This window comes from Bradyrhizobium sp. IC3195 (genome assembly GCF_020193585.1).
Taxonomy (GTDB): Bacteria; Pseudomonadota; Alphaproteobacteria; order Rhizobiales; family Xanthobacteraceae; genus Bradyrhizobium; species Bradyrhizobium yuanmingense.
Genome location: NZ_JADYVG010000004.1, coordinates 500,248 through 512,225 on the forward strand (window position 1 = coordinate 500,248; position 11,978 = coordinate 512,225).

Genomic DNA, 11,978 nt, shown 5'->3' on the forward strand with positions numbered 1-11,978 from the left:
ACCCCGGCTGTCCGCCCCCGCCGACGATGGCCTCTTAACTGTTTAGCCAGCCGAGGTCCCGCAGGCAAACTGCCGCGGGCAAAACTCCCATGTATTCCGTGCTTGTTGCAGGCGCGTCACAGGCTGTGCGCGGGAAAGCGCCAGAGCCTTACACCGGCCTGACCGGCTCGTGCGCTACCGGTTCTTGTTCACAGGCTTTCGCTTCTCGATGAACGCCGCCATGCCCTCCGAGCGGTCCTCGAGCGCGAAGGTCGAATGGAACAGGTTGCGTTCGACGCTCATGCCTTCGGAGAGCGTGGTCTCGAAGGCGCGGTTCACCGCTTCCTTGGCCATCGCGGCCGCAGGGCGCGACATCGCGGCGATCTTCTCGGCGGCCGCCATGACCTCGTCCATCAGCTTGTCGGCGGGTACGATACGGCTGACCAGGCCGGAGCGCTCGGCTTCGGCGGCGTCCATCATCCGGCCGGTGAGGCAGAGGTCCATGGCCTTGGACTTGCCGATCGCGCGCGTCAGCCGCTGGGTGCCGCCGATGCCGGGAATGGTGCCGAGCGTGATCTCGGGCTGGCCGAACTTCGCGGTGTCGGCGGCGATGATGAAATCGCACATCATGGCGAGCTCGCAGCCGCCGCCGAGCGCGTAGCCGGCGACCGCGGCGATGGTTGGCTTGCGACAGCGCGCGATGCGGTCGCCCCCGATCGCGGCGAAATCCTCCGAGAACATGTCGATGAAGCCCTTGGGCTGCATCTCCTTGATGTCGGCGCCGGCGGCAAAGGCCTTCTCGTTGCCGGTCACGACGATGCAGCCGATGGCGTCATCGGCCTCGAGATCGTCGACCGCAGCTGCGATCTCGCGGAAGACGCCGAACGAGAGCGCGTTGAGCATCTTCGGCCGGTTCAGCTTGACGATGCCGACCGCGCCGACGCTCTCGACGATGATGTGTTCGAACGTGCTCATGCTCCACCCACGCTTTCGATTGAGCGGGCAATGTGCCCGCTGGCGCGGATGCCTTCAAGGGGGCCGGACGCGGGACGCGCGCGGGGGGTCGCGTCCCGGCGGAACCGGCCATCAGGCCATGAACATGCGCGCGGCGGAGGCCAGGGTCAGCAATGTGCCGACGCCGATGAAGATCTTGCCGATCAGGGAGCTCTGGTCCCAGGCCGAGCTCTGCTGGCTGCTGGCCATCACCGGCGCCGGCCGCGGCTGCGCCTCGGTTGCGGCGATCACCGCCTTCTGCGGCGGCGGGGTCTCCTGCAAGGCCCGATCGATGTCGTTGAGTTGATCGGGCGCGACGACCTGGCTTTGAGGGTTCTCGGTGCTGGTATTATCGGCGGCTGCCTGGACGTTGTCGTTGGCGCGGTTCGTCATCGCGGAGGCTGCCGCGGCAGTCGGCGTGTCGGCGGCGAGCTGCGCATTGGCGTTGGCGACCTCCGGGGCCAGCTGGCTTGAGGCCGGGACCTGACTGTCGGTCTTGTCGTTCTTGGCCTCGTCGGGCTTGGCCGCCGTGTCCTTCTTGTCGGCCTTGTCCTCGGATTTCTGCCCCGTCTTCCTGCTGTCGGTGCGGCGCGAGTCTTGGCGCCGGTGCTTGGCCGTATCGGCCCCTTTGTCGGCGCTCTCCGATTTGTTGCCTGCGGCCGAGTTCGGCGCCGCCTGTGCGAGGCCCCCGGACAGCAAGACAAGCCCGGCCAAAACGATCAGGGCCGCGCGCGCGCTGGTTTTCATCATGTCGACGATCTCCCCAATTCCGCCCGTCCCGGCAGCGAACAGAGACCCCGGGGCGTGACGACAGCGGGGCAGAAAATGGGAATCTTCGGGCTACACTGGGCAAAAACGCGGCAGACCCCCTCCCGCAGCCGCCCGCCCGATGCAGGACGCACCGATCGGTGTTAAGAGCCGTCGCAGATGTTTGCGGCCGCATCGGTCGCGCGGTCCGGATCTTGATCACGAATTCGTGATATGTTTGGCGCCCGCGTAACAAATTGAAAGAGCGGCCGAATTGCATGGTGAGGGGCGCGCGTGCGCGGACGTGAGGACGAGTGGACCGGCCTGATGCGGTCGGCCATGGCTGGCGATGATGCGGCGTATCATCGTCTGTTGAAGGCAGTCGCGCCGGTGCTGCGGGCCGCCGCGAGGCGTGGCTTGGCGCGGGCGGGTCAGCCGCCCGACCAGGCCGAGGATATCGTGCAGGAGATTCTGTTGGCGGTACATCTGAAGCGGCATACCTGGGACAGCGAAGCCCCCTTCGCGCCCTGGCTGTTTGCGATCGGCCGCAACAAGCTGATCGATGCGCTCCGGCGGCGCGGCAGGCGCGTGTTCGTCAACATCGACGATTTCGCCGAGACGCTGCCGGGCGAGGCGCCGCAGGACACCGCTTCAGCCGGCGAGGTCGCCGCCCAGCTCGGAACCCTGCCGCAGCGTCAGCGCGACGTGCTGCAATCGATCGCGGTCGAGGCCGCCTCGATCAAGGATACGGCGGCAAGGTTGTCGATGAGCGAGGGTGCGGTCCGGGTCGCGCTGCATCGCGGACTTGCGGCGCTGACCGCCAAATTGCGGGACCATTGATCATGGACACCGATCAACTCATTCGCTCGCTCGCCGCCGACAATCCGCATCGCGCGCCCCGCGTCGGCGCCGTGCTGAGCATGGCGCTGCTGGTGGCTGCGCCGCTGTCGATCCTGATCTTTGTGACGTTCTTCGGCGTGCGCGCCGACGTCATGAGCGCCATGCGCAACCCGTTCTTCGACATGAAGTTCGCGGTGACGTTGTCGCTCGCGATCCCCGCCATCATCGTCAGCCTTCATTTGTCGCGTCCCGAAGCCCTGCTGCGCGGCTGGGGCTGGCTGCTGCTGCTTCCCGTCGGGCTGCTCGCCGTGGCGATTGGCAGCGAGGCGATGATGGCGCCGGCGATGCCGATGACGATGCGCCTGGTGGGTAAGAACTCCAGGGTCTGCATGGTCGCGATCCCCGCAATGGCGCTGCCGCTGCTTGCGGGGGCGCTGTTCGGCCTGCGCCACGGCGCGCCGTCTCGTCCCGCGCTCGCCGGAGCGCTCGCAGGGCTGGTGTCGGCGGGACTTGCGGCGACCCTCTATGCCTCGCACTGCACCGACGATTCCCCGCTGTTCGTCGCGACCTGGTACACGCTCGCGACCGCGCTGGTGACGGCGATCGGCGCGGCGGTGGGATCGAGGGTGTTGCGGTATTAAAGCATGATCCGGAAAAGTGCGAAGCGGTTTTCCGGAAAGATCACGCGCAACCAACAACCTAAAGCGCGATGACGATCCATCGAAATCTCATCGCGCTTTAGTCGCGCCGGCTTCATGCCGCCGGCGTCGCGTGCAACTGCATGCGGTGGAAGCGCAGCACCTGTTGCGCGGTCGATGAGCGCAGCGCCTCATAGGTGTCGCGCAGCTTCAGCATGTCGGTCTGCGACCCGCCGGAGAGCTTCTCGCGCAAGGCGATGATGGCGCGCACGCTCGACCATTGCATGCCCGCGGCCTTGGCGAGGATCATCACGCCTTCGGTGCGGCTCTCGATCATCATGGTCTCCGCCGTCTCGACCGCGATCCCCGCGAGCGCGGCCAGCGCCGCGTTCGTCTCGTCGAACTTGCCCTGCTCGGCGAAGGTGGCGACCTGGAGCTCGTTGAGGCGGCCGTCCTCGTGCAGCGACTTCACCAGCGCGCGAGCCATCTCCGTCTGTTTCGTCCTGGCGACGGCGCGAACCCGTTGGGCCGCTTCCTCGACGGCCCTCGACACCTCGTCCGCGAGCTCGGGATGCGCAGTCGCGAGCTTCCTGCGCACGCTCGAGGATGCCTTGGCGACCAGCCTCAGATAGTGATGGCGCGGCAGGTCGGGCCGCAGGCCGATGCAGCCGGCGAGGTCGTCGTCGCGCTCGGCGCGGACGACGAGGTCGGCGAGACTCTCCTCCGAGAACCGCGCGCCCGGATTGCCGGCCGTCGACTGCACCACGTCCTCATTGCCCCGCGCCACCAGCACGTCGGTCAGCGCTTCCGACAGCGTCCGCCGCAGCGAGATCGCCTTGAGATGCGCCTGGTCCCTGGTGCGCGCAATCTCGACCAATGTTGCCTCATCCAGCCGCTCCGACTTCGACAGCACGGGGCCGGAGACTTCGATCACCTCGTCGAGCGCGAGCGTGCGGATGATCTGCGGCGGCGCAGCCGCGATCGGCGCGAGCCGCTCGGCGAGCAGCGCCTTGGCCGACGTCTCGATCTGCTCGATCAGGCACTGGAACACGTCGTCGAACACGCGGATATGGTCGTCGGAATAGTCGACCGCGTTGCCCACGAAGAGATCGGTGACGCGGCGGAGCGTCTCCACCCGGCGTGCGACGGTGCCGTGCGAGAGGGCAGCCTGCAACTCCTCGAGCAGGCTTTCGGATGGTCTTGCGGAATTGGATCTCATTGCTCTGTCCTGGAGCGGTCGGTCCGGCAGCGGCTTCTGTCGCGCCGGAGCAAAAAGGATCGGTCAGCTCGCTGCAATGCAGTTGCGCCCTTGCGCCTTGGCGGAATAGAGCGCGCTGTCGGCGCGCGCGAGAAACGTGTCGGCAGTATCGACGTCGCGCAGCGTCACGACGCCCGCGGAAATGGTCACCCGCATGCTGGGGGAGAACGCGCCCCAGTCGAGATCGGCGACGATGCCGCGCAGGCGCTCGAGCGTGCGGAGCGCGACGTCGCCCGACGTATCCGGCAGCAGCAGCAGGAATTCCTCGCCGCCGTAGCGGCCGAAACTGTCGGCCGGGCGGATGTTGGCGAAAATGGTGATCGCGAAGGTGCGCAGCACCTCATCGCCAATGGGATGGCCGTAAGCGTCGTTGATGCGCTTGAACCAGTCGAGATCGATCAGCGCGATCGCGAAGGGCGTGGATGCCCGCCGCGACTTTTCGATCTCGGTGTCGAGAAGCCGCATGATGCAGCGGCGGTTGTAGGAGCCGGTGAGCTCGTCGAGCTCGGCCAGTTCCTCGATGCGTCGATAGGCGGCCTTCAATTCGATGCTGCGCTTGTACAGGATCTTGCGTAACGTGGCGCCGAACAGGCCGAGGAAGGCGCACTGCCCGATCACCAGCACGAAGCAGAGCATCGAGGCGGTCCGCTGCAGCCGGGTCGCGACCGGCAGTCCGATCGGCAGGTCCGATCCCAGGAAAACCACGGTGAGCCCGCAGGTGGCGAGGCCCCAGGTGAGCATGGCCTGGCTCGACGTCATCCGCAGCGTGCCGAACGCGAAGATCAGAAACAATACGGCAAGGAACGCGACCCCGATGGTGGGCACCGCGAGCAGGAACACCAGTTGCAGCGCCATATGCAGCGAGATCTGATAGACGGTGAGGTAATGATCGTCGAAACGGTCGCCGAAACCGGCCTCCGACAGCACCGTGAAAGTCCCGATGATCAGAAGGCCGCCGAGCCAGAACAGCGTCGGAACGGCCATGGAGACCGCGCCGTCATAGGCGTAGAGCAGCAGGACCGCGCCGCCCAGCGAGTAGCTCGCGACCTGGCCGATATACATCTGGCGACGCTGCCAGACGCGGCGCGCCCTGACCTCGGGCGCCGTCGTCTCGGGCGCAAGGACGAGATCCGCGACCTCTGCGGCATTCCTCTCTGGAAAGGACGTCGCGGCCGTACCCATGGTCCCGCCAATGGTGGATGTCAGCGTAAAAACCTACGTGGCAAGCCTTTAGGTTTGGTATCCTTTGAAATCGAATCCGAACCGTGCAGCAGGGAACAAGGCGATCATCTAGCGTGAGAATTTTACCGATGATCACGCATCGTGTGCGCTGCGGTCGAGCCGAAGCGAGGCTTGGCGCGACAAAGGTGGTGCGGGGCTGCTATGGAACCGGATGAGGCCGGGCTGCCTATGTCCGGGCAGGCATTCCGCAGGGAATATCGCAGTATTATGGTACCGATTCGGATGAGCGACGCTGACCACCACGGGTGGGACAAGAAAAATGCCCGGATGTGGGGTAGCTCACACAAGCCCCCGTATGACTGCGGTAGGTTCAACAATATTGCCCCCCACATCGAACCGGCCACCGCATCGACCCGACCAACCTTGCGAGACGGCCATTGAGCGCGACACAGGCGGCTTCAGACGAGATCCTGATCGCCAGGATCGCTCAAGGTGACCGGCTCGCCATGCAGGTGCTGTACGGGCGGCACCATGTCAGGGTTTACCGGTTCGGGCTGAGGCTCGTGCGGGACGAGCAGGCGGCGGAAGACCTCATCAGCGAGGTGTTTCTCGACGTCTGGCGTCAAGCGGGCAAATTCGAGGGCCGATCTGCCGTTTCCACCTGGCTGCTGGCAATCACCCGATTCAAGGCCCTGTCTGCGCTCCGGCGCAGGAAGGATTTCGAGCTGGACGAAGACGCCGCCAACGCGATCGAGGATACGTCCGACGATCCGGAAACGGTGGTGCAGAAGAAGGATACCAGTGAGGCGTTGCGGGAGTGTCTGACGGGCCTCTCGCCGGATCATCGGGAAATCGTCGATCTCGTCTACTACCACGAGAAGTCCGTGGAAGAGGTGGCCGAAATCGTCGGGATACCAGAGAACACTGTGAAGACGCGCTTGTTCTATGCGCGCAAGAAACTGGCCGAACTGCTGAAGGCAGCCGGCGTCGAGCGAGGCTGGCCATGATGGCTTTGAGCAAGAAGATGCTGGAGCAAGAGCCCAGTGAAATTGAACTGCTGCTGCCCTGGCACGCTGCCGGCACGCTGAACGCGCGCGATGCGCGCCGTGTCGAGGAAGCGCTGGCGCGCGATCCGGACCTGGCGAAGCAATATGCGGCGATCCGCGGCGAGTACGAAGAGACCATTCATCTGAACGAGAGCCTGGGCGCTCCGTCGGCGCGCGCGATGCAGAAGCTGTTCGCCGCGATCGATGCCGAGCCGGCGAGGGCGAGCGGCTCGCTGCCGCTGTCGGCGCGTATCTCGACCTTCTTCGCGAGCTTGTCGCCGCGCACGCTGGCGTGGTCGGCGAGCCTCGGTGCCGTCGCGCTCGTGCTGCAGGCCGGCATCATCGGCGCCGTGCTGATGAAGAACCAGCCGGCGACCTTCCAGACCGCTTCGCTCTCGACCAGCGCACCGATCACGCGCGAGCTTGGTAGCGCCGCCGCGCCGGCGCGCGCGCTGGTGCGCTTCACCCCCGAGGCGCGCGTCGCCGACATCACCGCGCTGCTCGACAGCTACCAGGCTTCGATCATCGGCGATGCCAAGGGCGGCATGTTCCGCCTCCAGTTCGACAAGGCGATGAGCCAGGACGAGCTCGCTTCGCTGCTCGGCAGGATGCAGCGCGAGAAGTTCGTCAACCTCGCCGTCGCGGCGCCCTAGGCGCGCCGCCGAGCCGATGACGGGCAAATCCGAGAGCAGGGTGCGCACTGGGGCCCGCGCTTCATCCGTCGGCGTTGCGCTTCTGGTCGCCTTCTGTTTCGGCGTGGAGCTTGCGCAGGCGCAGGCGATCATGCGCACGCCGACGATCAGCGTTCCCTCGCGCACGCCGACCGTCTCTCCAAACATCACCCCGCGGGTCAGCCCGAACATCGCTGCGCGCGCGGTGAGCGTTGGCCGCGGCACGCGGACGATGGCGAGCATTCCCACGACGTCGCGCATCCGGCCGACGACGCCGGTGCTGCCCCATGCGCGTTACTCGCCGAATCTCTATCCGGCCTGCACCGCAGCCTATCGCAGTGCCGACGGCGAATGTCTGGCGCAGCCGAACGCGGGCGGCGAGGGCACCGGAAAATCCGGCAAGAAGAGCGCCGGCAAAGGGCGTGGGAACAACACGCCGGTGGTGCTGACCTCGCGCAGCTTCGCAGGCGAATTCGTCGCCGAGATCGACGGCGCGCTGTCGACGGCCGAGGCCGACGAGCTGGCGCGTCGCCACGGCCTGACCCGCCTCGCTTCCGAGAATTTCCCGCTGATCGGAGCCACGTTCGGCCTGTTCCGCATCGCCGACGGCCGGCCCTATGAGACCGTGCGGCGCGAATTCGCGGCCGACGGCAGCGTGCGCTCGCTGCAGCCGAACTTCCGCTACGTGCTCCAGGACCAGAAATCGTCGGCCGCCACCGAGGGCGATCCTGCGCAATACGCGTTGGCAAAGCTGCGCCTGCCGCAGGCGCATACGTTGGCGCACGGGGCCAACGTCACGATCGCCGTAATCGATTCCGGCATCGACGCCCGGCATCCCGAGCTCGCCAATTCCGTCGCCGACAATTTCGACGCGCTCGGCAGTGCCGAAGGGCCGCACGTCCATGGCACCGGCATCGCCGGGGCGATCGCGGCCCATGCCCGTCTGATGGGAAGCGCCCCCGAGGCCCGTATCATCGCCATCCGCGCCTTCGGCGGTGCCAATGGCGGTGCGGAGAGCTCGTCCTATATCATCCTGCGTTCCCTGAATTACGCCGCCGAGCACGGCGCGCAGATCGTCAACATGAGCTTTGCCGGTCCGAAGGACGCGGTGATCGAGCGCGCGATCGCGGCGACGGCCGCGCGTGGTCTCGTGCTGATCGCAGCGGCCGGCAATGCGGGCGCGAAATCGCCCCCGCTCTATCCGGCGGCCAACCCCAACGTGATTGCGGTCAGTGCGACGGATCGGCAGGACAGGCTGTTCTCCGCCTCCAACCGCGGCAACTACATCGCCGTCGCGGCCCCCGGCGTCGACATCTTCCTGCCGGCACCCGACGGCAAATACCAGGTGACGTCGGGAACCTCGTTCTCGGCCGCCTATGTCTCAGGCGTCGCGGCGCTGCTGCTCGAGCGCAACCACACACTCAAGCCGGAAGCGCTGCGCATGACGCTGGTCAAGACCGCACGCGACCTCGGCTCGCCCGGGCGTGACGACCTCTTCGGTGACGGCCAGGCGGACGCGTTTGCCGCCGTCATGGCTGTTCCTGCCGACAGCGCGACGCCGGTCGCTGCTGCCCCCGGTACAACAAAACGTGAAGATGCTCCGAAGCGTCGCGACGAGCCGGGCATACGCGCGATCGAGCAGCCTTCGTTGTCGAGCGCGGAGGATAAATCCGCGGTTTCTCAGGCAGATAGGCCGGCGGCGCGATAGCGGTCGCGACAAATCTGCGCGACGGGACGGCGTCAAAAAAGCGAACCCCCGGATTGAACGTTCAGCCCGCTGCCCCGACCAACTGATGTGGGAGCGGTCATCCCTCCCCATCAGTCATATCAGGCGCGAGCGCCCATCCACCCCAAGCGCCCATATGGCTCGACCCGTCCGGTTGTCCCCCCGGACGGGTCTCTTCTTTTCAGAGCGTTTTCGAGCGAAGCGGGTGCCGGTTCGCGTGAAGAAAACGCGTCAAGACAAGATTCTGGCGTCCGATTTTTCGAAGCTTCGCATCCGTTCAGCTTGCAGTTGAAGGTCGCCGTGGCCTCGGTCGCCGTCGCGAGCGAGTCCCGCCGCAACTCCGTCATGCTTGTGCGAAGCTTGACTCGAAAACACGGAAAATCACCGCACGACTACGGTGTTTGACGACGAATGCCGCGTCGTTGCTGGACAAGTCAAAACTTTTCCACAAAATATTCATGTCGCGTCTAAATTGATTCGTGTGCGTTGCGTCCCCCGCGTCCGTGTTTTCTCCTGACGGGCTGGTTCATGACACATCGCCAAGAATTTGCTCGCGAAGAGTTCGTTCGCGACGCGGCCGGCAGCCGCCAAATCGCGGCACGCTGGTGCGCTCTCGCCGAGCAGCGCCTGCAACATCTCTCCGAGATGTTTGAGACCGGCCGCTGGCGCCGCTATCATTCCGAGATCGCCTTCCTCGAAAACATCCAGGAAGCCAAGCGCGCCGTCCAGACTTGGCGCGCCCTTGCGACGGGGGCGGACGTCGCCGAGGCGGCTGCGAGCGTGACGCCGGCATTCGGTTGGTCGCCGGCGACGATGCCTCGCATGGCGCCGCGCGAGCAGCAGGCGCAAACGATGCAGCCCAAGGCCGTTCACATCGCTCCCGAGACCGTCATGCCGGTGAGGCTCGATCCGAAGCCCGACGTGCTCGCGGAGATCACCGAAGCCCCGATCGCGCCGCTTGCTATGCCCGTAGCTTGGCCGTCGTTCACCGCGCCTGCCGAGATGCCGCCGCTGAGGGCACCCGCTGCAAAGGCACCGTTCACTGCGCCTGCCGTGAGATCGCCGCTCGCGGAGCCGGCCGCAACACGGCCATTCGCCGCGCCGGAAGTGAGGCCGCCGGTGCCTGCCACGAAGCCGCCGAAGACCGCGCCCGCAGCGATGGCGGCGCTCCTGCCGCAGTTCGCCCCGCCCCCCGAGGAAATCGTCGCCGCCCCCGAGCGCGTCGTGGAATTCACTTTCAGCCTCGACGGCCTGGAAGCGAAGTACCCGCTGCTGCGGAACGCCTTCTAGCGCCGCACCGCATTGCCGCCGACCACCAGCTGCGCAAAACGTTGTGCGCCGTCGGCCGATAGATCCGACGTCACCGCGCGGGCGTGATCGAGGCCGACCACGGCGCCGCGCGGCGTCTCGGAGATCATGTTGTTGTTGACGAGCGCGGTGCCGGCGCCCGGCAGTACGGAGACGCCGACGCCGGCCAGCGCCTTGCGGATCACGTTGCCCGTGATCGCGACGTCGCGCAGATATCTGCCCCAGCCGGCGACGATGCCGTAGGACGGCGCGTTCTCGATCACGTTGCCGGTCACCGAAGAATCCGCCTCGATGTAGATGCCGACGCCGGCATCATCGTCGGGCACGGTGCCGATCGGCCGCTTCGGGATCAGGTTGCGGATGATGTTGCCCTGGACCACCGCGATGCGGCCGCCCTCGTTGAAATTGCAGACCGAGACGCCGACGGCCGCGCCGTCCACGATGTTGTTGGCGATCACCGCGGCCTCGAATGCGAACTCGGAATAGAGCGCGACCTCGCGCACGTCGCTGACGCTGTTGCCACTGATGTGGATGTTCGAAGCCGAGTTGCCGCGCACCGCCGAATAGTCGCAATTCCTGATACGGTTGCCGCGCACGATCACGTTGCTGGCGCGAAAGGCGTTGATGGCGTTGCCGTACTGGCCCGAGCCGCCGGGGCCGGCCTTGATGTTCTCGATGCGGTTGTCGACGACCAGCGTGCCGTCATCCCCGATCGAGGTGCGCAGGATCTCGATCCCGTTGTCGTTGGTGCCGAGAATCGTGTTGCGGCAGACGCTGAGGCCCCTGGCGTCGAACGACACGACCGCTGTCACCGCGATGTCGGTGAAGATATTGCCGGAGATGTCGCCCGCGACCTGCTCGAGCCAGATGCCGCTGCCGCCCGAGCTCGTGATAGCGCATTCGCTGATGCGGACGTCGCGCCCGCCGAGGGCGTGGATCAGGCCGCGCCGTGTCGGCAGCGGGATACCGCCGCCGTCGAAAGTGATGCCGGTGAGGCCGATCGCATCGGAGCCGTCGCTCTGGATCGCCGAGGCGCCGCCGGTGAAGACGAGCTTGGTCGCGCCGCGCACGCCGATCAGCTGCGCGCCGTTCGGCAGCCGCAACAGACCGGTCCGGTACACGCCGGGTGGCAAGGCGAGCGGCAATTGCGCCCGCGCGGCCTCGTCGATTGCACGCTGCAGCGCGCGGGTCTGGTCCTCGCTGCTGCCGGGCCGCACACCATATTGCGTGACATCGCGGCCGAGCAGCGACGTCAGCGGCGCGGCGCGAGCGGCATCGGCCGGCATGGCCAGCGCACCGGCAATGCCCGCGGTCGAAGCCCCGATGAGATGACGGCGATTGAGGTTCATGACGCGTCCTCCGGCGGACGCGGGAGGTGTCCGCAGCGGTTTCGTAGCGCAGCAGGGCGAGGACCGTGAGGATTGTTCGCGGTAGGGTTAAATGTTTACGCAAAAGACGGTGCCGTAGGACCTCCTAGCCTTGGTCAAGAGGTTTCATGCCTTAATGCAACAGAGTAGCGCAGTGCTCACCGCTGTCCAGGACGCTTCGCGCCGGCTACGCCGGTGCCGATGGCATCCTGGACAGCGGCTG

General features: G+C 66.3%; 11 protein-coding genes. 6 read left to right on the forward strand and 5 right to left on the reverse strand.

Annotation, left to right across the window (positions count from 1 at the left end):
* Nucleotides 1–174: 174 nt before the first annotated feature.
* Nucleotides 175–954 (reverse strand): enoyl-CoA hydratase, encoded by a 780-nt coding sequence (locus I6F09_RS12605; RefSeq protein WP_036006037.1) that lies wholly within the window; start codon nucleotides 952–954, stop codon nucleotides 175–177.
* Nucleotides 955–1,065: 111 nt separating this feature from the next.
* On the reverse strand, nucleotides 1,066–1,722 hold the full coding sequence (locus I6F09_RS12610; RefSeq protein ID WP_225113498.1) for a hypothetical protein: 657 nt from the start codon (nucleotides 1,720–1,722) through the stop codon (nucleotides 1,066–1,068).
* Between the two features lie 291 nt (nucleotides 1,723–2,013).
* Here I6F09_RS12610 and I6F09_RS12615 point away from each other — a divergent pair, with 291 nt between their 5' ends.
* Complete coding sequence (locus I6F09_RS12615; RefSeq protein ID WP_036006032.1) at nucleotides 2,014–2,559, forward strand: sigma-70 family RNA polymerase sigma factor; 546 nt, start codon at nucleotides 2,014–2,016, stop codon at nucleotides 2,557–2,559.
* A 2-nt stretch (nucleotides 2,560–2,561) separates the two neighbouring features.
* Entirely contained in the window at nucleotides 2,562–3,200 is a 639-nt protein-coding gene (locus I6F09_RS12620) for a DUF1109 domain-containing protein (RefSeq protein WP_109144411.1), read from the forward strand.
* A 112-nt stretch (nucleotides 3,201–3,312) separates the two neighbouring features.
* Here the strand turns inward: I6F09_RS12620 and I6F09_RS12625 are convergent, their stop codons facing one another.
* Entirely contained in the window at nucleotides 3,313–4,416 is a 1,104-nt protein-coding gene (locus I6F09_RS12625) for a DUF2336 domain-containing protein (protein ID WP_225188186.1), read from the reverse strand.
* Between the two features lie 63 nt (nucleotides 4,417–4,479).
* Nucleotides 4,480–5,637: a GGDEF domain-containing protein gene (locus I6F09_RS12630; protein WP_225188187.1), complete on the reverse strand. Its 1,158-nt coding sequence runs from the start codon at nucleotides 5,635–5,637 to the stop codon at nucleotides 4,480–4,482.
* A 437-nt stretch (nucleotides 5,638–6,074) separates the two neighbouring features.
* On the opposite strand from I6F09_RS12630, the gene I6F09_RS12635 reads away from it, so the two are divergent.
* The 4 genes from I6F09_RS12635 (at nucleotide 6,075) to I6F09_RS12650 (ending at nucleotide 10,370) form a co-directional block, all read left to right on the forward strand.
* A complete protein-coding gene (locus I6F09_RS12635; RefSeq protein WP_036006024.1) occupies nucleotides 6,075–6,644 on the forward strand; it encodes a sigma-70 family RNA polymerase sigma factor in 570 nt (189 codons plus the stop codon).
* Nucleotides 6,641–7,336, forward strand: coding sequence for a hypothetical protein (locus I6F09_RS12640; RefSeq protein WP_036006022.1), 696 nt, complete (start codon nucleotides 6,641–6,643; stop codon nucleotides 7,334–7,336). Before I6F09_RS12635 ends, I6F09_RS12640 begins: the two co-directional genes overlap by 4 nt.
* Nucleotides 7,337–7,352: 16 nt before the next feature.
* Nucleotides 7,353–9,062: a S8 family serine peptidase gene (locus tag I6F09_RS12645; protein ID WP_225188188.1), complete on the forward strand. Its 1,710-nt coding sequence runs from the start codon at nucleotides 7,353–7,355 to the stop codon at nucleotides 9,060–9,062.
* A gap of 546 nt (nucleotides 9,063–9,608) precedes the next feature.
* Complete coding sequence (locus I6F09_RS12650) at nucleotides 9,609–10,370, forward strand: TIGR03809 family protein (RefSeq protein ID WP_225188189.1); 762 nt, start codon at nucleotides 9,609–9,611, stop codon at nucleotides 10,368–10,370.
* Here the strand turns inward: I6F09_RS12650 and I6F09_RS12655 are convergent.
* Nucleotides 10,367–11,737, reverse strand: coding sequence for a TIGR03808 family TAT-translocated repetitive protein (locus tag I6F09_RS12655; protein WP_225188190.1), 1,371 nt, complete (start codon nucleotides 11,735–11,737; stop codon nucleotides 10,367–10,369). The genes I6F09_RS12650 and I6F09_RS12655 overlap by 4 nt on opposite strands.
* Between the last annotated feature and the right edge of the window lie 241 nt (nucleotides 11,738–11,978).

Coding starts and splice junctions, on each gene's coding strand:
- I6F09_RS12605 (WP_036006037.1), bottom strand. CDS start 954: ATGAGCACGTTCGAACACATCATCGTCGAGAGCGTCGGCGCGGTCGGC.
- I6F09_RS12610 (WP_225113498.1), bottom strand. CDS start 1,722: ATGATGAAAACCAGCGCGCGCGCGGCCCTGATCGTTTTGGCCGGGCTT.
- I6F09_RS12620 (WP_109144411.1), top strand. CDS start 2,562: ATGGACACCGATCAACTCATTCGCTCGCTCGCCGCCGACAATCCGCAT.
- I6F09_RS12625 (WP_225188186.1), bottom strand. CDS start 4,416: ATGAGATCCAATTCCGCAAGACCATCCGAAAGCCTGCTCGAGGAGTTG.
- I6F09_RS12630 (WP_225188187.1), bottom strand. CDS start 5,637: ATGGGTACGGCCGCGACGTCCTTTCCAGAGAGGAATGCCGCAGAGGTC.
- I6F09_RS12640 (WP_036006022.1), top strand. CDS start 6,641: ATGATGGCTTTGAGCAAGAAGATGCTGGAGCAAGAGCCCAGTGAAATT.
- I6F09_RS12645 (WP_225188188.1), top strand. CDS start 7,353: ATGACGGGCAAATCCGAGAGCAGGGTGCGCACTGGGGCCCGCGCTTCA.
- I6F09_RS12650 (WP_225188189.1), top strand. CDS start 9,609: ATGACACATCGCCAAGAATTTGCTCGCGAAGAGTTCGTTCGCGACGCG.
- I6F09_RS12655 (WP_225188190.1), bottom strand. CDS start 11,737: ATGAACCTCAATCGCCGTCATCTCATCGGGGCTTCGACCGCGGGCATT.